General features: G+C 63.2%; 22 protein-coding genes. 8 read left to right on the top strand and 14 right to left on the bottom strand.

Annotation, left to right across the window (positions count from 1 at the left end; genetic code table 11):
- Positions 1 to 24 precede the first annotated feature (24 nt).
- Positions 25 to 681 (bottom strand): hypothetical protein, encoded by a 657-nt coding sequence (locus V1279_RS13530; protein ID WP_334436435.1) that lies wholly within the window; start codon positions 679 to 681, stop codon positions 25 to 27.
- A gap of 250 nt (positions 682 to 931) precedes the next feature.
- Positions 932 to 1,906 carry a tripartite tricarboxylate transporter substrate binding protein gene (locus V1279_RS13525; protein WP_334436434.1) on the bottom strand — a complete coding sequence of 325 codons (975 nt, stop codon included), beginning with the start codon at positions 1,904 to 1,906 and terminating at the stop codon, positions 932 to 934.
- 554 nt (positions 1,907 to 2,460) lie between these two features.
- Here V1279_RS13525 and V1279_RS13520 point away from each other — a divergent pair.
- The gene (locus V1279_RS13520; RefSeq protein ID WP_334436432.1) at positions 2,461 to 2,730 is read left to right on the top strand and encodes a hypothetical protein; all 270 of its coding nucleotides are present in this window, start codon (positions 2,461 to 2,463) and stop codon (positions 2,728 to 2,730) included.
- Positions 2,731 to 2,955: 225 nt separating this feature from the next.
- Positions 2,956 to 3,306 (top strand): zinc ribbon domain-containing protein YjdM, encoded by a 351-nt coding sequence (locus V1279_RS13515; RefSeq protein ID WP_334436429.1) that lies wholly within the window; start codon positions 2,956 to 2,958, stop codon positions 3,304 to 3,306.
- Between the two features lie 194 nt (positions 3,307 to 3,500).
- Here the strand turns inward: V1279_RS13515 and V1279_RS13510 are convergent, their stop codons facing one another.
- The 5 genes from V1279_RS13510 to V1279_RS13490 all read right to left on the bottom strand — a co-directional run bounded on the left by V1279_RS13510 (position 3,501) and on the right by V1279_RS13490 (position 8,499).
- Positions 3,501 to 4,550: an SH3 domain-containing protein gene (locus V1279_RS13510; protein WP_334436426.1), complete on the bottom strand. Its 1,050-nt coding sequence runs from the start codon at positions 4,548 to 4,550 to the stop codon at positions 3,501 to 3,503.
- 143 nt (positions 4,551 to 4,693) lie between these two features.
- On the bottom strand, positions 4,694 to 5,638 hold the full coding sequence (locus V1279_RS13505) for an oxygenase MpaB family protein (RefSeq protein WP_334446375.1): 945 nt from the start codon (positions 5,636 to 5,638) through the stop codon (positions 4,694 to 4,696).
- A gap of 26 nt (positions 5,639 to 5,664) precedes the next feature.
- Positions 5,665 to 6,663: a Bug family tripartite tricarboxylate transporter substrate binding protein gene (locus V1279_RS13500; protein ID WP_334436424.1), complete on the bottom strand. Its 999-nt coding sequence runs from the start codon at positions 6,661 to 6,663 to the stop codon at positions 5,665 to 5,667.
- Positions 6,664 to 6,919: 256 nt separating this feature from the next.
- Positions 6,920 to 7,633, bottom strand: a complete 714-nt coding sequence (locus V1279_RS13495) for an ROK family protein (protein ID WP_334436422.1) — start codon at positions 7,631 to 7,633, stop codon at positions 6,920 to 6,922.
- 221 nt (positions 7,634 to 7,854) lie between these two features.
- A complete protein-coding gene (locus tag V1279_RS13490; protein WP_334436420.1) occupies positions 7,855 to 8,499 on the bottom strand; it encodes an FMN-binding negative transcriptional regulator in 645 nt (214 codons plus the stop codon).
- Positions 8,500 to 8,619: 120 nt separating this feature from the next.
- Here V1279_RS13490 and V1279_RS13485 point away from each other — a divergent pair, with 120 nt between their 5' ends.
- Positions 8,620 to 9,018 carry a tRNA-binding protein gene (locus V1279_RS13485; protein WP_334436417.1) on the top strand — a complete coding sequence of 133 codons (399 nt, stop codon included), beginning with the start codon at positions 8,620 to 8,622 and terminating at the stop codon, positions 9,016 to 9,018.
- Positions 9,019 to 9,115: 97 nt separating this feature from the next.
- Complete coding sequence (locus V1279_RS13480; protein ID WP_334436416.1) at positions 9,116 to 9,289, top strand: hypothetical protein; 174 nt, start codon at positions 9,116 to 9,118, stop codon at positions 9,287 to 9,289.
- Between the two features lie 150 nt (positions 9,290 to 9,439).
- Here the strand turns inward: V1279_RS13480 and V1279_RS13475 are convergent, their stop codons facing one another.
- Positions 9,440 to 9,709 (bottom strand): DUF2312 domain-containing protein, encoded by a 270-nt coding sequence (locus tag V1279_RS13475; RefSeq protein WP_334436414.1) that lies wholly within the window; start codon positions 9,707 to 9,709, stop codon positions 9,440 to 9,442.
- A gap of 110 nt (positions 9,710 to 9,819) precedes the next feature.
- Between V1279_RS13475 and pdxY the strand changes: the two genes are divergently transcribed.
- The 3 genes from pdxY (at position 9,820) to V1279_RS13460 (ending at position 12,858) form a co-directional block, all read left to right on the top strand.
- Complete coding sequence (gene pdxY / locus V1279_RS13470; protein WP_334436410.1) at positions 9,820 to 10,668, top strand: pyridoxal kinase PdxY; 849 nt, start codon at positions 9,820 to 9,822, stop codon at positions 10,666 to 10,668.
- Positions 10,669 to 10,762: 94 nt separating this feature from the next.
- The gene (gene hisC, locus V1279_RS13465; RefSeq protein ID WP_334436407.1) at positions 10,763 to 11,827 is read left to right on the top strand and encodes a histidinol-phosphate transaminase; all 1,065 of its coding nucleotides are present in this window, start codon (positions 10,763 to 10,765) and stop codon (positions 11,825 to 11,827) included.
- A 104-nt stretch (positions 11,828 to 11,931) separates the two neighbouring features.
- A complete protein-coding gene (locus V1279_RS13460) occupies positions 11,932 to 12,858 on the top strand; it encodes a ketopantoate reductase family protein (RefSeq protein ID WP_334436405.1) in 927 nt (308 codons plus the stop codon).
- On the opposite strand, the gene V1279_RS37815 is transcribed toward V1279_RS13460, so the two are convergent.
- The 4 genes from V1279_RS37815 to V1279_RS13440 form a co-directional block, all read right to left on the bottom strand.
- Complete coding sequence (locus V1279_RS37815) at positions 12,855 to 13,439, bottom strand: septal ring lytic transglycosylase RlpA family protein (RefSeq protein WP_442894764.1); 585 nt, start codon at positions 13,437 to 13,439, stop codon at positions 12,855 to 12,857. The genes V1279_RS13460 and V1279_RS37815 overlap by 4 nt on opposite strands.
- A gap of 209 nt (positions 13,440 to 13,648) precedes the next feature.
- Positions 13,649 to 15,055: an adenylate/guanylate cyclase domain-containing protein gene (locus tag V1279_RS13450; RefSeq protein ID WP_334436401.1), complete on the bottom strand. Its 1,407-nt coding sequence runs from the start codon at positions 15,053 to 15,055 to the stop codon at positions 13,649 to 13,651.
- A gap of 180 nt (positions 15,056 to 15,235) precedes the next feature.
- A complete protein-coding gene (locus V1279_RS13445) occupies positions 15,236 to 15,514 on the bottom strand; it encodes a hypothetical protein (protein WP_334436398.1) in 279 nt (92 codons plus the stop codon).
- Between the two features lie 277 nt (positions 15,515 to 15,791).
- Positions 15,792 to 15,998 carry a hypothetical protein gene (locus V1279_RS13440; RefSeq protein ID WP_334436395.1) on the bottom strand — a complete coding sequence of 69 codons (207 nt, stop codon included), beginning with the start codon at positions 15,996 to 15,998 and terminating at the stop codon, positions 15,792 to 15,794.
- Between the two features lie 117 nt (positions 15,999 to 16,115).
- On the opposite strand from V1279_RS13440, the gene V1279_RS13435 reads away from it, so the two are divergent.
- The gene (locus V1279_RS13435; protein WP_334436391.1) at positions 16,116 to 16,340 is read left to right on the top strand and encodes a hypothetical protein; all 225 of its coding nucleotides are present in this window, start codon (positions 16,116 to 16,118) and stop codon (positions 16,338 to 16,340) included.
- Between the two features lie 86 nt (positions 16,341 to 16,426).
- Here the strand turns inward: V1279_RS13435 and V1279_RS13430 are convergent, their stop codons facing one another.
- A complete protein-coding gene (locus tag V1279_RS13430; protein WP_334436388.1) occupies positions 16,427 to 16,609 on the bottom strand; it encodes a hypothetical protein in 183 nt (60 codons plus the stop codon).
- 120 nt (positions 16,610 to 16,729) lie between these two features.
- Positions 16,730 to 17,080 carry a hypothetical protein gene (locus tag V1279_RS13425; protein ID WP_334436385.1) on the bottom strand — a complete coding sequence of 117 codons (351 nt, stop codon included), beginning with the start codon at positions 17,078 to 17,080 and terminating at the stop codon, positions 16,730 to 16,732.
- Positions 17,081 to 17,272: the final 192 nt, after the last annotated feature.

Below are 17,272 nucleotides of genomic sequence, written 5' to 3'. Positions count from 1 at the left end.
TACCCGCGCCTCGCTCTGCTGTCTTTAGCTTTGTGAGGCTGGCGTGGTAGCCGGGGCACTCAGGACTGCGCCTCCAACCGAAACGGGTCCTACAAAGTTCGGCTGCCGGGCCATCTTCTTGCGCATTGCGCGGGATAGCCGGTTGCGCGCGTGCCTTGTTGAAATGGACGAAGTCACTTCCGGGGTCAGTGCATTCTTCAGCGAGTCGACCTTCGCGATCAGCGTGGAAATCTGAGCGGACATCTTCTTCACGTCTTCATGTTCACCCGCGATCTGCGCGGATATTTTCTTCACCACGACCTGCTCATCCACGACGCTCTGCCTGAGAGAAGCAAGCGCAATCGAATCCTGCTGAAGAAGCGCTGCGTTTTGCTGCAACAGCGAGCTATTCTCCTGCAGGGCGGCCATGTGCTGCTGCTGGGCCGACGGAACCTCCTTCGATGCGGGGCCAGCCAGATCAGCCATGAGATCGGAAATTTTCTGGTGCGGAATTAGCTCGGCCAGCATGCTGACATTCGGCAGGGCAAAATCGGAAGGCGCCATGGTATAGACGGCCGCGGCACTGTTTATTCCAATAGCGATCACCGACAGCGCCAGGATCGATTTCCGGCTCGATTGCTTTTTCGGCGCCGTGGATTCGGGTTGTTCGCTTTCGCTCTGCTTTTCCGGTGTACTGGTCACGTGCAATAACCTCAAATGAGTGAACAAAAAAGAGCCGTCGCCGGATCGTCCCTCGCGACGGCTCCTTTACGCGGCACCCAACTAGAACTGCCTGAGACTATAGGCTGATCAGATTAATTCGGCGTTAGCGTTAGCGCAGCGTCATTCGCCGCTCTCTCGCGAGAGGCTCGGTGGGTTACGCTGCGCTAACCCACCCTGCTCGCTGACACTGCCCCGGATTTCGCTTCGCTTCATCCGGGCTGCGGGCCGCCTACTTCGCCAGCCCGAGCGACTTCAGCGCCTTGCCGTTGTCATCGTTGTCCGCCTTCATGAACTCCGCGAAGCCAGCCGAATCCAGATAGATCATGTCGAAGCCGCGCCGGTTCATGAACTCCTTGAACTCCGCGCTGTCCCAGATCTTCTTGATCGCGGTCTCGTACTGCGTGGCAATCTCCTTCGGCAGGCCCTTGGGCGCCGCAAAGCCGCGCCACACACCCTTGTGCCACTTGTGACCCGTCGCCTCCTCGGTGGTCGGCACATCAGGGAAGTTCGGCGCGCGGTTGGGTGAGAAGAACACGAGGCTGCGGATACGCCCCGCCTTGAGCAGCGCCTCGGCTTCCGGCATCGAGCACGCGACGAAATCGACGCCGCCGGCCGCGAGATCGGTCAGCGCGGTCGCGGCGCCGGTGGACGGCACCCAGCGGATCGAGCCGGGCGAGACGCCGTCGGCCTGCATCAATCCGGCGAGCGCGACATGCCAGCTTCCGCCCTGCCCCGTACCCGAGGCCACCACCTTGTTCGGATTCGCCGTGATATGCGCGAACAGCTCCTTGACGTTCCTGTAGGGCGAGTCCGCCTTGACGTGGATCGCGGCGGGGTCCTGGTTGACCAGCGCGATCGGCGTATACTTCTCCCAGGTAAGATCGGTGAGCCCCACCCAGTGCATCAGGTTGATCTCGAGCGTGATGAGGCCGAACGTGTAGCCGTCCGGCGCGGCGGTGGCGATCGCCTGGTGGCCGACCACGCCCGACCCGCCGGTGCGGTTCACGACGTTCACCGGCTGCTTGAGATCGCGCTCCAGCATGTGGGCGATCTGGCGCGCGACCGCGTCGGTGCCGCCGCCGGCGGCCCACGGCACGATCAGCGTGATTGGCCGCTCCGGGAAGGCCCCTTGCGCGTTTCCGGCGCCGAGCAGGCTTGCGGCCGCAAGCGCCGCAAGGGCAAGATTTCTGACATGGCGAAACATTCGCAAATCCTCCCGTTTTGTTTTTGATGCGCCGGGTGAGACGTCGCGACGCGCGCTTATGCGCTATTCGCCATTCGGGCGGCGGAGCGCCAGCATGTCAAGGGGAAGTGCCGGCACATTGGCGCAACGGAAACCCCGACACTGCGGGCCAATGGGCGGGAGCAGCGAGCGTAGGGCGGATTAGCGGAAGGCGTAATCCGCCATCAGCTTTGTTCTACGTCCGACTCTATTTTGTTCTCAAAGAACGAATCGGAATCGCGCAAATCAGCGCGAGCCAATTCTTAACAACGCGTTTGCTTCGTGCTTGCGTAGCAAAGTAGCCCGGATGGAGCGGAGCGCAATCCGGGATCACTCTGACACCGCCCCGGATTTCGCTCCGCTACATCCGGGCTACGCCCGCCCGCAACTACGGTGCACTCAATTCCGGAAAGCCGGTAGCAAGTAGGGAAAGGCTGCTCGAAAGAGCGGCCTTTTGATTATAGGCGAATGAGTTTAAGTTGGGCAACAACATGAGAAACGCCTTGTCCAGACTCTTCAGAGTGATGAGATTTATCGTGCCCGCTCTCTACATCGCGGGAGCAATGGTTATCTGGCTGGCTTTTTCCAGATCGAACCCTGATGGCCTCGCCAATATTTGGATTGCAATCTACACATTTCCAATGGTCCTGATCGGCACCTTTCTACTGCAAGGCGAGTTCCCATATCTGCCTGGCCGCTACTATGAAGCGCACGCCCTCTACTTCTGGCCAAGCGTTGCCCTTTTGGCTCTTGCATTATTTTTCATTTTTCATGGATTGCACCGATTAGCTCGCAAGGTGGAATAGCGAGTAGCCCGCATGAGTGCAGCGAGATGCGGGATCATTCGAGACCCGGCTGTTGCTTCGCTCGTCTGCGCTACCCTGGCCGATTTACGCTGATCGAGATTTTGTAGCCGGTGGCATCAACGATCGGACGAACGTCAAGCCTGACGCCTGCGGTCCCCCTTTTTGCTTGATTTGCCCGGGCATGACCCTACGGTGCGCCCCGCCACGAAGGGAACGAGACCGATTATGGACGATGCAATGAGGTGCCCGGCATGCAATTCCGAGCATGCCTATCAGGATCGCGGCCTGTGGGTTTGCCCGGAATGCGCGCATGAATGGAGCGCCGAGGCGGCCGCAGCCGCGGAGGCCTCGCCCGAGCCGGGCGTCCGCGATGCCAACGGCAACCTGCTGGTCGATGGCGACAGCGTCATCGTCATCAAGGATCTCAAGGTCAAGGGATCGTCATCGGTCGTCAAAGGCGGAACCAAGGTCAGGAACATCCGCCTGACCGACGCGACCGACGGCCACAACATCGCCTGCAAGATCGACGGCATCGGCGCGATGAATCTGAAATCCGAATTCGTGAAGAAGGCCTAGCAAGCGCGGCCCGGATGATCGTCGAGCAAGCAGGGCTCAACCCATCCTGCGCGCTACTTTGCATGGGGTTGTTTTCGATATTTTTGGTTTGGGGCCGCTACCCCCTCTTGGGCGACCAGCAAGCGTAGCCCGTGAGGCCGCCAGCAGCTCGTCGAGCAAGAAAAAGCCCGGCTCAAGGCCGGGCTTTTCGTTCATTAGCGCCTGTCCTGGCCGGGGCCTCCGCCACCGCCCGGTCCGCCGCCACCGCGCGGTGCGGCCTGCGGCGCGCCGCCGCCCTGCGGCGTCGCGGGCGCTGCTGCGCGCGGGGCGGCCGCCGGGGCCGGCGCCTGCTGCGCGCGGGCGCTCGTGGGCGGGCCACCGCCGCCGCGAGCCGCATCGGGCTGCGTCATGCGGGGCGTGGCACGCTCGACCCGCGGCGTAGCCGCGCGCCGTTCGTCATGACCACGGGCCATGACCGGCGGCGTCCGCTGCGTGCGGGCGCGGGCCGTCGGCTGCTCGCGCACGGCCGCTCTCTCGCGCACGGACGCCCTTGCGTCCTCACGCGTGATCCGCCCGCTCTCGCGCGTCGTGCGGGGCTGCACCGCGCGTTCACGCCCTTCGCGCGCGCTACGCGTCGCGATGTCTCTCTCCCGCGTCACGCGTTCCGTGACGCCGGCGCGGGTCCGTTCCGTCGTGCCGGCACGGGTCCGTTCCTCGCGGGTCCGTTCCTCGACACGGGCACGCGACCTCTCCTCGACGCCGACACGCGCCCTCCCCTCGGGGAGTGCAGCGTCGCGCGCTGCCGCCGCGCGGCCGATCCGGGCCGCCGAGCGGTCGATCGTCAACCGCGTCGCGACATGCTCATGCGATCGCCAGTAGCCGCTCCAGTGGGCACGGCGGTGATACCAGGGACGTCCCGCATAGTGGCTCGACCAGTACGTGGTCAGCGCGAACGGCACGATTGGAACGTCGATCTCGTCGACATAGTCGGGCAGATAGACGTAGCGGTTGCGGTGGAGATACTGGAGATATCGCGACGACACCCAGCCGCGATCATCCGACCAGCTCACATCGCACCAGGCCTTGCCTCTGAAACACCCGTGGATATTGACACGGGTGCCGCCAGGAATGCGGTCGACCGTCGGAAAGCCTTCACCGGGCCCTGCCTTCAGGCTGACGGTGGTGGTGACGATGCCCGGCGCCGCCAGTGCGGCGGCCGGCATCAGCAGCATGGCTGCTGCGATAAACAATCCTCTCAGCTTCATGGCGATTTCCTCCTCTTGACTTGGAACGCCGTAGCGAAACAGGCGTTCCCTGAAGGAGTGGTCGCGTTAAGCAAAATGATGCAGGCGTCTCGCAGGCGCGAGACGCGCCGCTCTTGGTTGTCGTTCAGGGATGCGCGGCAAACTCATTCCATCATCGGCCGGCCGATCCACAATCTGTTGAGCCAGCGCACGGCCAGGTCCGGCTGCTTGTCACCTTGCAGGCGCGCCAGCGCCTCCTGATAAGGGCCCACCGCGCGCAGGCGCATGGGAAGGCGTGGATAGATGCGCCGGATCCACGCCAGCGCCCGGTTCATGCTGCGCGCTTCGCGTTCGCCGAAGTCAAATCCGAATTCCTGGGCCAACCGCTCCGGCAGCAAATGGGCCGTCAGCGCGCGATACCATCTGGGCACGCGCAGTCCGGTGGCGGAGCCTGAAAAAATCTGCTCGGCAATGTCGCGGGCGGCGGGACTGACCGCGAGAATATCGAATTGCGACATTGCCTCCGTGTAGGCGGCGAACGACGTCCAGTCCGCAGGCAGGTCGGCCGGCCGCACGCCGAACAACGCCGCGTACAGCTTCGCCTCAGCCCAGTATTGTTCGCGCTCGCTGTTCGTGAGTGCGGGCAAGACAAGATCATGCGTCTGCAACGCGGTCTCCACCAGCGTGGCATGAACCCACCGCAGCGCCGAGACCTCATTGGCGGTGTAGGCAGAGCCGGCTTCGAAGCGGCCTGCCGCCTGTGGCAATATTCCGGTCACCGCGGCGTGACGCCGATGCAGCCGGCGGCTTGCGGCCAACGCCTGATCGAGCGTGCCGAACACCATCGTGAAAGTAATGTTGAAGGTCCGGTGAAACCGGCCAACCGGATCGGCAAAGGTCCGGGAATGCTCCGATATGGCGGCGGCGACCCAGGGGTGCGCCAGCTGCAGCAACAGCGCCCGCCCCGCGCCAAGGAAAATCGCCGCCTCGCGGTCGACCCGCCACGTCAGCGAATCCGGACCGAAGATTCCTTTGATTGGATCGGCCGCCGCCTCGCGAACGGTGTCGAGACTGTTTTCAAAATCATCGTCGGACAACAGCAACGGCATTTCCCTCAAGCGGGCCCGCCTCCCCCTCACCCGCCCTCCGGCTTGATCCCGGCCGCTTTCATGATCGGCAACAGGCGCCCTTCCTCGCTGTCGCGATAGGCTGATATCTCCTGCGGCGTGGTCGGCCAGGTGGTGGCCCCCAAGTCGGCGTAGCGCTGTTGCACCCAGGGGTCCTTCAGGGCCTTCACGGTAAGCGCGTTGATTTGCGCGACGAGGTCGGGCGGCATGTTGGCGGGGCCGACCAGCGCGGTCCATGAGGTGATCTCGTAGCCGGGCAGGAATTCGGCGATCGCGGGCACGTCGGGAAGCTCCGCCAGCCGCTTCTTCGCGGTGACCGCCACCGGCCTGATCGCGCCCGAGCGCACGCTCGGCAGCGAGCCCGGCAGATTGTCGAACAAAAGATCGACATTGCCGCCGAGCAGGTCGTTCAGCGCCGGCGCGGCACCGCGATAGGGCACGTGCCTGACCTGAACGCCTGCCATGCTGTTCATCATCTCGCCGGAGAGATGCAGCGTGGTGCCGAAGCCGGCGGACGCGTAGGTGTATTTGCCTGGCTCCTTCTTGAACGCGGCGAGCAATTCCTTCAGATCCGCGGAGAACAAGTCCTTCTTTGCGGTCAGGATGTTCGGCAGTTGCCACATGCCGGAGATGAAGGTGAAATCCTCGCGCGGGCGATACGGCAGTTTCGCGTAGCTGCCGATCGCGAGCACGTTGGAGGCGATGCCGCCAAGCCCGATCGTATAGCCGTCCGCCGGCGATTTCGCGACTGCGTCCGCGCCCAGCACGCCGCCGGCGCCGGCCTTGTTCTCGACAACGAAGGACTGGCCGGACAGCTCACTCATCTTCTGGCAGAGCAGGCGCGAGAGCGTGTCGGTGGCGCCGCCGGCCGGAAAGCCGTTGACATATTTTACGGGCCGGATCGGCCAGGTCTCTGCCGCCCGGGCTACACGTGGCGCCAGAAACGGCGCGGCGACGAAAGAGCTGATGGTCGCAAGCGCGCGACGGCGGTCGATAGACAGCGGCATCGGTGTCCTCCCCTTGCACGCCATGCGCCACGTCGCAGCTTTGCTGCTGTTCTTTTCTCCTTACCTCCGGCCTTCGATTGATGGCCGGAGGTGGGACGCGTTCGGCTGACCTCAGCTTATGAGGTGCGAGCGAAACTGCAAAGCCTGCTTTTCACGATAAAGGCCCGCGAGGACAACGCGGGCTTTCTGCCGGGTGGAAAATGTTCGCTCGACGGCACCACGCGCCCACGCGCTGACGCTGCCAGGACGGCATTCTCTAGCGGCGTACGCCGGGCCGTTTGACTACCCCCTTCTTCCACAGCCGAAATCCGCCCTCGAATGCATTGGTGTTGACGCCGAGGCGGACCTTGCGCGGCAGCTTGTCGACCTTGTCGGCGTTTCCGCCGCCCAGCATGACGTAATCCGGCTCCAGTGCGGCTAGCAGGTGCGCCAGGACGTCATCGACCGCGCGTTGCCATTTCTTCTTGCCAACGCGCTTGAGGGCTGCGGCGCCGACGCATTGCTCGAACGTCTTGCCCGCGCGGTACGGCAGGTGAGCGAGCTCCATCGGTTCCAGAATGCCATCCACGATCATCGCGGAGCCAAGACCTGTTCCGAGGCCCAGGAACAACATCCGGCCGCCCTGGTAGCTGCCGATCGCCTGCATCAGCGCATCGTTGACGAGCTTCGTCGGGCGGCCGAAGGCCTTTTCGAAATCGAAACCGGCCCACCCGAGACCGAGATTGTGAGGCTCCGCCAAGGGCCGGTTATTGGCCACAGGCCCCGGATATCCGATCGAGATGACGTCATAGGACCAGTCTTTCGTCAGCGCCTTGACCTTCCTCACCATCACTTTCGCAGAAAGATCAGGACCGGACGCAAACGCGCGCCTGGTTCGCTCCCTGTTGGTCATGACCTTCACGCGCGAACCGCCGACGTCGATCGCCAGGATCGTGTGTCGCGATGCACGCTTGCCGGTTTTCTTCACCATGAACTCGCGCCCTGCGCTGTCGGACGAGCACAACTGTAGCCGATACTCTGCCGAGGTCGAGAAACAAACAGCACCACGGCTTTTGTTCTCCATCCGACTCCATTTTGTTCGCAAAGAACGAATCGGAATCGTGCAAATCGGCGCGGGCCAATTCTTAACAACGCGTTTGCCTCGTGCTTGCGTAGCACGGATGCTGTGCTCGAGCCGTTGACTCATCCGCGCTACTGCTCAACGTCATATCCCAGCCCCGGCCGCAGCGCCCGCATCTTCCCGGCCAACCTTCTGCTTCCCGTCTCCTCCGCGCGGGCCAAATGGTTGGCGACCGCCATGTGGTCCTCATCGCTCTTGTGCTGGTTGAGCTTTGACTGGCCCTCGATCTGGTCGACGACGAGATCGATGACGCGGATCGAGGCGAGCATCGTTTCGCGCTTGGTGGGCTCCATCCGGGTAAGGTCCCACGGCTGTTTCGGCAGGCGCGCCTCGGAGACCGCGAGCAGCGCGTCGCCGTGGCTGCGGTTCTCATCGGGCGCACGCAGATGCGCGACGCCGGAGAGATGCACGGCCTCGTAGAGCCAGGTCGAGACGTTGTCGCGCGAGGCATACCAGTCGTTGGAGACATAGGCGTCGTCGCCGGCGACGATCAGGAGGAAGCGCCTGATGCCGTCGGCGAGTTCGACGAGCGGATTCTTGGCCGTCAGATGAATCTGGACGATCACGCGATCGTCGCGCCGCGCGAGCACAAACGGCACGTGCGACCCGCGCGGGCCGCGTTCATCCGCGGCGACGACCACGCCAAAACTGCGGTCGGCCGCGAAGGCGAGCGCGCGGCTCTCCTCGATGCGAAACTGGGGTCGGAGAACATGCATGGCGTGCGCTCGAACGACTGGAGGAAGGCCTCCGTGAGACTAACCCATTCGGCCGGGGATCACCAACCGGCTCCAGGGACTGCACGTTCCAACCGCAAGGCAATTTCGATATGAGGCTTCGTGACGCCTCTCGACTATTCCCCGAAATCCAGTCTACCAACCGAGCCCGACGACATGCCCCCGCTAAAGCCCCAGGCCACCTACGACGATTTCGCCCGTCTCGACATCCGCATCGGCAAGGTCGTGGACGTCCAGCCGTTTCCCCGCGCGCGCAACCCGTCCCTTAAGGTCGGCGTCGACGTCGGCGCTGACAGGATCATGTGGTCGAGCGCCCAGATCACGAACTATGAGCCGGCGGCACTGCTCGGCTCGCTGGTCGTATGCGTCTGCAATCTGGGTGCGAAGAACATCGCGGGCTTCACGTCCGAACTCCTGATCCTCGGCGCAAAGGACGCGAGCGGCAACGTGATCGTGTTGGGCCCGCGCAGCGAGGTTGCGATCGGCGAGCCGATCTTTTGACGCCACGCGGGGCGCGGTGTGGTCTTGTTTGAAGGGACGTCAGCGGGTTACGCTTCGGTGGACTCCAATCCACGCCTATCGCATTTGAGGGATCGCCATGAACGGAAATCGATATTACGGGGTTCGCGTCGAGGGCGCGAAATACGGCGTGGGCTTTGGCTCGGCACTCGCCATCGCGATCTCCTATACCAATAACCACTCGATCCTCTGGGCGATCATCCACGGCATCCTGGGCTGGCTCTACGTGATCTACATCGCGCTGTTCAAGTGATTTGGCTTGCAGCAGCCGGGATGAATCACCTTCCGTCATGGCCGGGCTTGTCCCGGCCATCCACGTCTTTCGTGCTCAACTGGATCAAAGACGTGGATGCCCGGCACAAGGCCGGGCATGACGAGCAAGTAGCTTGCCTCTTCGTTTCGCTCACGCCGCCTTCGCTGCCTTTTCCGGCGGCGCCGTCTCCATCGCGCGCATGTAGAGATCGAGCAGGCTTTCGCGCTCGTCGCGCTCGTCCTGGTCCTGCTTCCTCAGCTTGATGATCTCCCTCAGGATCTTCACATCAAACCCCTCGCCCTTGGCCTCCGAAAACACTTCCTTCTTCTGCTCGTTCAGTTCCGCCAATTCGGCGTCGATGTTCTCGATCCGCTCGACGAAAGAACGAATCCGGCCGCCGGGAATGGTGACGTCAGACATGGTGCCTCCCTGTTTAATGAGGTGGTGAAAATGCCCGCAAACAAATAACCAATGTGTTAACCTCGGCAGGTTCCCGTCCCGACAACCCGCTTATTCCCCAGACAAATCTCATGAACGTGATTTCTATCCAGTCGCAGGTCGCCTACGGCCATGTCGGCAACAGCGCCGCCGTCTTCCCCATGCAGATGCACGGGATCGACGTGGTGGCGGTGCCGACCACGCTGTTGAGCAACCGGCCGGGCTACCCGACCATCCGCGGCCGGGTGCTCGATGCAGAACTGGTTGCCGATCTGCTGCGCGGGATCGAGGAGCGCGGCGCGGTCGATGCCGCGCAAATGATCCTGTCGGGTTATCTCGGCTCGGCCGACAACGCCGCCGTGGTCGCGGACTTCGTCGCGCGCGCCAAGGCCAAAAATCCCGCGCTGCTTTATTGCTGCGACCCCGTGCTCGGGGATCGCGATCGCGGCCTGTTCGTCCACGCCGACATCCCGCCGCTGGTGCGCGATCTTCTGTGCCCGCTGGCCGATATCATCACGCCCAATCATTTCGAGTTCGAATGGCTGTCCGGGGCCAAGGCCACAACGATCGATCAGGTGCTCAAGGCGGCGCGCGCGTTCATGGCGCGCGGGACGGTCGTCATCACCAGCGCCGAGCTTGCCGACACGCCTGAAGGCGAGATCGAGACGCTCGCCGTCGAGCGCGCGAGATCCTTTCGCGTGCGCACGCCAAAACTGCCGATCAGCCCGAACGGCACTGGCGATCTGTTTGCCGCGCTCTTGGTGGCCGCGCGCCTCCGTGGCGCCGACACGCCGGATGCGCTCAGCCACGCCGCCTCCGCCATCTTCGCCGTGCTGGAGCGCACCGCGGCCAGCGGCACAGAGGAAATGCGCATCGTCGAGAGCGCGGAGTGGCTGGTTCACCCGAAGCGCCGGCTCGAATGTATCGCCGTCGGCCAGTAGCCCGGATGGAGCGCAGCGCAATCCGGGATCACTCTAACACCGCCCCGGATTTCGCTTCGCTCCATCCGGGCTACCAGCTTTACTGGAGAGAAAAATGAGCCGTTTCTGGAGCAGCTTGACGCACGACCTAAAACCCTATGTGCCGGGCGAACAGCCCCGCATGGCGGAGCTGGTCAAGCTCAACACCAATGAAAGTCCGTTTGGCCCTTCCCCACGCGCGCTGGAAGCGATTCGCGGCGAGGCGACTGATGCGTTGCGTCTGTATCCGGACCCACAGGCGTCAGCGCTGCGCGCTGCCTTGGCCACCTACCACCAGGTACGGTCAGAACAAATATTCGTCGGCAATGGCTCGGACGAGGTGCTGGCGCACGCCTTCGCCGCTCTGCTGAAGCATGATGCGCCGTTGCTCTTCCCTGATATCACCTACAGTTTCTACCCGGTCTATTGCCGCCTGTTCGGCATCGCCTACGAGACCGTCCCGCTCGATCAGGCCATGCAAATCCGCGTTGCCGATTATCGCCGGCCGGCCGGCGCGCTCGTCATACCCAATCCGAATGCGCCAACCGGGGTTGCGCTGTCACGGGCCGAGATCGTTTCTCTGTTGGAGGAACATCCCGACGCTCCCGTTGTCATCGACGAGGCCTATGTCGATTTCGGCGCCGAGACCGCGATACCGCTGGTCGTCTCCCACCCGAACCTTCTGGTCGTTCAAACCATGTCCAAGTCCCGGGCCCTGGCGGGTTTGCGGGTTGGCTATGCGATCGGCGACGCCGACCTGATCGAGGCGCTCACCCGGGTAAAGGACAGCTTCAACTCCTATCCCCTTGGCCGGCCTGCCCAGGCCGGCGCCATCGCCTCTTTGGAAGACGAAGCCTATTTTCAACAGAGCCGCGCTCGCGTGATCGAAGGCCGGGAGCGGCTGAACCGCGGTCTGGTCGGGCTCGGCTTCGAAGTGCTGCCGTCCTCCGCCAACTTCGTCTTCGCGCGTCATCTGGCGCACGAGGGCGCGGCGCTGGCCACCGCGCTGCGCCAGCGGGCGGTGATCGTCCGCCATTTTCCCACGCCACGTATCTCCGACTATCTGCGGATAAGTGTGGGCACCGACGGGCAAATCGACCGGCTGTTGTCGGCCCTGTCGGACATCCTGGGTAACCCGTAAATAAGTAGCCCGGATGGAGCGCAGCGTAATCCGGGATTCTTGACTCGCGTTCCCCGGATTGCGCTGCGCTCCATCCGGGCTACGCCCGAACTGGAGAGAAGAACATGCGAATCGCGGTCGTCGGTGCTGGAGCTGTCGGATGCTACTATGGGGGACTGCTGCTCCGGGCCGGACATGACGTGACGTTCATCGGCAGGCAACCGCATGTCGACGCCATCAACGCCCATGGCCTGCTGTTGGATACCAGCACTTTCAAAGGACACCTGCCCGCCAAAGCCGCGACCGACGCAACCGCGCTTGCCCCGCCCGATCTGGTGCTGGTTTGCGTGAAGTCGGCCGATACCGAGCAGGCCGGCCGGTCGCTCGCCGGACACTTGCTGCCGGAAACATCCGTTCTCAGCCTGCAGAACGGCGTCGACAATGCGCCGCGTCTTAGCTCCGTCACCGGCCACGCCGTCATTCCCGTGGTCGTCTATGTCGGCAGCGAGATGGCCGGGCCTGGCCACGTCAGGCATCACGGCGGCGGCGACCTCGCCATCGGCGCCTCTGCCGCGAGCGAGGCGCTGGCACAAACGCTTCAAGCCGCCGGCATCCGCACCACGATCGCCGACGACATCGAGGTCACGCTATGGAGCAAGCTGATCATCAACTGCGCCTTCAACGCGCTTTCCGCCGTGGCTGATATTTCCTACGGACCGATGCTGGAAGTCGAGGGCACAAGGGATGTCGTCACAAGCGCGGTGCGGGAAGCGGCATCCGTCGCCCGTGCCTGCGGCGTATCGATCCCCAAAGACCTCATCGATCACATATTGAGAATCCCCGCCGCCATGCCGAACCAGATGTCGTCCACCGCGCAGGATCTTGCGCGCGGCAAGCCCAGCGAGATCGACTTTCTCAACGGCTATGTGGTGCGCAAGGGCGCCGAGTTGGGCGTTGCCACGCCAACCAATCAGGCCCTGCAGGTGATGGTGAAGCTGGCGGAACGGGGCAAGGAGATATCGGGGGACGGAAGTAGCCCGAAGGGTCGCTAGTCCACCACGTCGAGTTTGACCTTGGCAACGCCCTTCCCCACCATTCCCAGCGCGTCGGCCGCGGAATAGGAGACATCGACAACGCGCCCCTGAACGTAGGGACCGCGGTCATTGACCCGCACCGTCACGGACCGGCCGCTCGCAACGTTTGTCACGCGCAACTTGGTGCCGAAGGGCAACGTTGGATGAGCTGCGGTCATTTCGAGCGTGTTGAACTTTTCGCCGCTCGCGGTCTTCGTTCCCTCGGTGTAGAAGCTGGCAACCCCATGCGAGGCCGTTTTGATGCCGCCTGCATTTCTGCGCGACGCGGTGTGCTTTCTCAACGCGGCCACGCGCCTCTTCATCATGGACGATGTCGTTCGATCCTGATCCAGCGACGCCTGCCTGATAGCGCGAAGTTCGGATTTTTGGGTGACGACCGAGGACTGCGCGCAGGCCGCAAGCGATGCCGCTCCGAGCGTGACAGCAAGCAGCCGTATGAATTTCCCTGCACGCGCGGCCGGGACCAGCGGCGCTTCAAGTTGAGTACGGCCTGCTCTGACGTCAACGCACGAAGTACCGGTGCAGCCAATGGAAGACATGTTGCAATCCCCCGCTCGCGCCCCAGCCCAAGCCGAAAACCAACACACGGCAATGGCGGGACCGAATCCGGGCGGAAGCGTGGCCGGACGCGATCAGACACGGCCTCCATCGTACGATTCCGTTCGAGTGTGGTGATTGCGTCACAGGAATTAGCCCGGATGAGCCAACGAGAGACCCGTTGGCTCATCCGGGCTAACAGCCAGCTACGTCAGGAAATCTCGTAGACCGACACCTTGTCCGCGATGCCGCTCAGCGCCACGCGTCGGGGCGCCGGCTTCAGCCCGTTGGTCTCGAGCAGCGCCCGGGCATGCGCGTTCTCCACCACCGATTCCGTCACCACGATCGAGCGTGAGGCCGCAAGGCCCTGGACGCGCGAGGCGATATTGACCGTCTGGCCAAAATAGTCCTGCTGGCCATTGAGGGTGACCGCGAGGCATGAGCCTTCATGGATGCCCATCTTGAGGCGCAGGCTCTGATGCTGACGCTCGGCGCCAAGATCGCTCATTGCCTCGCGCATGCGGATCGCAGCGGCAATGGCGCGGTCGGGCGTCTCGAAGGTCGCCATGACGGCGTCGCCAATGGTCTTCACGATCGCCCCCCTTTCGGACGCGATAATCTCCTGCAGCAGCCTGAAATGCTCGTTGACGAGATCGAAGGCAGTGAGGTCACCGACGCGCTCATAAAGCTCGGTGGAGTCCTTGAGATCGCTGAACAGGAAAGTCAGGCTCAGGATCTTGAGGCGCTGGCCGATGGCGAGCGTGTCGGTCCGGTAGATATCGCGAAAAGTCTGATTGGTGAGGAGACGCGTTGCCGTGAGAACCAACTTTCGTCGCTTCAGAAGGTCGTCCAGCGCCGGGTTCGCCACCCACACCGCCGGCAACACGCGACCGTCGGTGCGGTTGTCCAAGGCCAGGCGCAGCGGCCCGGGGCGCAAGGTAACGGTGTCGACGGGGACCTGGACCCTGTTGAAGATCACCGACAGGTTCTGGCGCTCGCTGGTCTCTTCGCCGCTGACCTCCAGGAACTGGGCCGCATGCGTCACGGGATCGAACATGATCAACGTGCCCTGCGGCACCTGCAAGGAAAGGATGGCCCTTTCACCTGCCGGCAAGTCAACGATTTCGAGCGTGACATCGTCCAGCAGCCGCTCCAGATCGTCCGGAAGATCGATCGCCGAACTCCAGAATATCTGGCGATAATATTCGGCCGCGGACAATTCGTCGGGATTATGGGCCGCGATCTTCCGCACGCGCGGGCTTACCGTGAAGGTCACCTCGACCAGATTATCGAGCGTCGTCTCATAGCCCGCAGCGCAGAAAGCGCAATGATACTGCGCCCGATCCAGGGTCTTCAGGCTTTTGTTGGCGGAAAGAACCCCGGCGCAGCTTGGGCACATCACGTTCCATGTCATCTCGAACATGCCGAGCCCTACTGCATTCAGGAGTGTTGCGATGACCCGCTCTTCGTCGATCCCCTCCATGCCTGCGAGATCAAGCGCGTTCATCTTGTTCAAGGCATGATCCGGCGCATCCCGCACCATACGCTCGAGCACATCCACAACGGCTTCGTCGGACGACTGACGCAAGGCCGCAAACAAAGTCTCGGTTTCACTCATGCGGCAATGCTACCTGAAAGAAGGCAGCGCGAACACCCGCTAACCCATCCGATGGCACGTCGCTCATAGCCCTCGCCGATCGGCTTACGCACGGCGCAATACGCGGATGCTGTCATTCATCAAGACAAAAGCCCGCGACGAAATCGCGGGCTTTTGCTCAAACGGCGATGCTGATGTCGGTCAGCGAATGGCGCGACCGGTGGTTGGCGTTGGCGCGGCCGTCTCGGCCGTCCGCGTCGTAGTACGCGGCGTCAGGACGCTGAGCTGATGCGCAGTGGCTGTGGAGGTCTGCACCCGCGATTGCTCCTGAACGTCAGCGGCTCCCAGCACGCGAACCTGCACCGCCGATATCGGCAAGCTTTTCGCTTCATAGGTCGGCAACTCCGCCGCAAAGCCGGCAGTGGCACCCGCGATCGAGATCAGGGCGGCGGCAGCGATGGAAAGGTAGGTCTTATTCACTTCAATTCTCCGGGGTGGGATCCGAATCTCCGAGGGTAGGATTCGAACCAAGAATCTATACCTCCTTTGCTGCATTGCGATATCGCGATATTGCATTGCAACAATGCAATTCCCCGCACTCAATTGTTGGTGAAAGCCCAATAGGTTAGCAGAAGAGCCTGTTATGCGTTCGTTAGGGCAGATTAGCCAAAGGCGTGATCCGCCGTTCCTTCCCGGCGCCCTCGGCCGGTTACGCGCCGCTAATCCGCCTACCCAGGTCTATTTCGCCGCGTACCGCTTACCCGCCGAGCACGTTTCCCCAGCCGTCGAACACGTATTCCCGCCACGCCACGCTCCCGTCATCGCGCGCGCGGCTGGAGCGCCGGAAGTCGTCGGCTTGCTCGCCGGTCCAGGTCACAATCTGGTCGCTTGTGCGGTCGTGCAGGATGGCGGGCTCGGACGGGTTGAAGCCCGTCATGGGATGCAGGGTTGCGTTGGCTGTCATGCATTGCCAACGCGTTCGCGGTGACGAAAGTTGCGTCCTGGCGCGCAAGGGTCGCACCCGCCCGCAACCTCCTCGCCATAGCGGCGTTGTCGGCGAACAACCACGGAGGCACGCACCATGCGGAACAAGGCTCCGAACTCGCAAAGCGCAAAATCGCGCGCAAAGCCGCAGATGCAGCCGGCCAACTCAATGCTCAATCCCGGTGATGAAGCGGCACGCGGAACGCCCGGCACCGGCGACGACATCTGTCCCGAATGCGGCGGCGAGGGCCGCATCGACGGTTCCCCCTGCCCGAACTGCGGCGGGGGCGGGATAATCACCCGCGCGATCGGCGGCGCGTGAAATGAGCAAGTAGCCGTGGCCAGCGCATCGCGCAAAATGCGCGCGCGGCGACGAGCGTATTTGCGCTCACAGGGTGCTCGGCCGCCTTACGCGACCAGACGCTTCTCGAGGATCTTCCGAAAGTCCGTCGCCAGGCTCGTGTAGTAGCCGGCCAGCACCTCGTAAAAGGTCTGCTGGGCTTTGTCGGTTGCCTCGCGCGCCTGCGCTTCGCAACGCGACGCCCGGCTCTCGTACTTCTCCACCTTGGTCTGAAGCTCCGCCACCACCATGATCATACTCCCCGCCACGCTTACGAGCGACGATGCTAAGCTGGCAGACGTCCAAAAGATGACCGCCTTGGGGAGATTTCGCAGCGGTGCCGTGAGCAAGCGATGGCGTATCGTTTCCGGCTACCGCGCCGGCACCGGCGCCGGCGGGCGCAAGGACGATCGCGACGCGCCGGTCGCCGCGGGCTTCGCCGCGACGCGCTTTCCGCTGTCGATGGATTCCAGATAGGACGTCAGCGCCCAGGACGAGCTCGAGCCGCTGGAATAGTGCTTCTGCAGGAACAGATAGAGCGTAAGATGAAAGCGGCCCTTGGAGAGCCCGCGCGGGCTGCGATGGCAGGACGCGCAACTTTCGGCAAACAGTTTTGGCGCCGGCTTGCCCTGATCGAGATTCTGCGCGCTGGCCACCGATCCGCTCAGCGTAGCCATGACGGCAATAACAAGCAGACCGCAGCGCGCTTTCGTTGGCGACATCAGTTTTTCCGGTACACGGAGGGGATGAGCGGCGGCTCGGCGAGGAAGGCAGGCAAAGCGCAATCTGCTGTCCAGGCGTGGCGAAAAGTTGGTGTCCTTCCGCCATCATTGCGTTCCATTCGGGGCATGGAGCAGCCGCGCGATCGCCCGCTCAAAGCTCCGCGACTATCCGGGGCGGTGTTGGAGCGATCC

This window comes from Bradyrhizobium sp. AZCC 1610, assembly GCF_036924515.1.
Classification (GTDB): domain Bacteria; phylum Pseudomonadota; class Alphaproteobacteria; order Rhizobiales; family Xanthobacteraceae; genus Bradyrhizobium.
This window is presented reverse-complemented; position numbering and strand designations above follow the sequence as displayed.

Excerpts from the sequence above, each read along its gene's own strand:
- V1279_RS13440 (WP_334436395.1), bottom strand. The coding sequence starts at position 15,998 with ATGACAGCCAACGCAACCCTGCATCCCATGACGGGCTTCAACCCGTCC.
- pdxY (WP_334436410.1), top strand. The coding sequence starts at position 9,820 with ATGAACGTGATTTCTATCCAGTCGCAGGTCGCCTACGGCCATGTCGGC.
- V1279_RS13505 (WP_334446375.1), bottom strand. The coding sequence starts at position 5,638 with ATGCCGTTGCTGTTGTCCGACGATGATTTTGAAAACAGTCTCGACACC.
- V1279_RS13460 (WP_334436405.1), top strand. The coding sequence starts at position 11,932 with ATGCGAATCGCGGTCGTCGGTGCTGGAGCTGTCGGATGCTACTATGGG.
- V1279_RS13450 (WP_334436401.1), bottom strand. The coding sequence starts at position 15,055 with ATGAGTGAAACCGAGACTTTGTTTGCGGCCTTGCGTCAGTCGTCCGAC.
- V1279_RS13515 (WP_334436429.1), top strand. The coding sequence starts at position 2,956 with ATGGACGATGCAATGAGGTGCCCGGCATGCAATTCCGAGCATGCCTAT.
- V1279_RS13490 (WP_334436420.1), bottom strand. The coding sequence starts at position 8,499 with ATGCATGTTCTCCGACCCCAGTTTCGCATCGAGGAGAGCCGCGCGCTC.
- V1279_RS37815 (WP_442894764.1), bottom strand. The coding sequence starts at position 13,439 with ATGTCTTCCATTGGCTGCACCGGTACTTCGTGCGTTGACGTCAGAGCA.
- V1279_RS13510 (WP_334436426.1), bottom strand. The coding sequence starts at position 4,550 with ATGAAGCTGAGAGGATTGTTTATCGCAGCAGCCATGCTGCTGATGCCG.
- V1279_RS13500 (WP_334436424.1), bottom strand. The coding sequence starts at position 6,663 with ATGCCGCTGTCTATCGACCGCCGTCGCGCGCTTGCGACCATCAGCTCT.
- V1279_RS13425 (WP_334436385.1), bottom strand. The coding sequence starts at position 17,080 with ATGTCGCCAACGAAAGCGCGCTGCGGTCTGCTTGTTATTGCCGTCATG.
- V1279_RS13430 (WP_334436388.1), bottom strand. The coding sequence starts at position 16,609 with ATGGTGGTGGCGGAGCTTCAGACCAAGGTGGAGAAGTACGAGAGCCGG.
- V1279_RS13435 (WP_334436391.1), top strand. The coding sequence starts at position 16,116 with ATGCGGAACAAGGCTCCGAACTCGCAAAGCGCAAAATCGCGCGCAAAG.
- V1279_RS13475 (WP_334436414.1), bottom strand. The coding sequence starts at position 9,709 with ATGTCTGACGTCACCATTCCCGGCGGCCGGATTCGTTCTTTCGTCGAG.
- hisC (WP_334436407.1), top strand. The coding sequence starts at position 10,763 with ATGAGCCGTTTCTGGAGCAGCTTGACGCACGACCTAAAACCCTATGTG.
- V1279_RS13495 (WP_334436422.1), bottom strand. The coding sequence starts at position 7,633 with ATGGTGAAGAAAACCGGCAAGCGTGCATCGCGACACACGATCCTGGCG.
- V1279_RS13480 (WP_334436416.1), top strand. The coding sequence starts at position 9,116 with ATGAACGGAAATCGATATTACGGGGTTCGCGTCGAGGGCGCGAAATAC.
- V1279_RS13525 (WP_334436434.1), bottom strand. The coding sequence starts at position 1,906 with ATGTTTCGCCATGTCAGAAATCTTGCCCTTGCGGCGCTTGCGGCCGCA.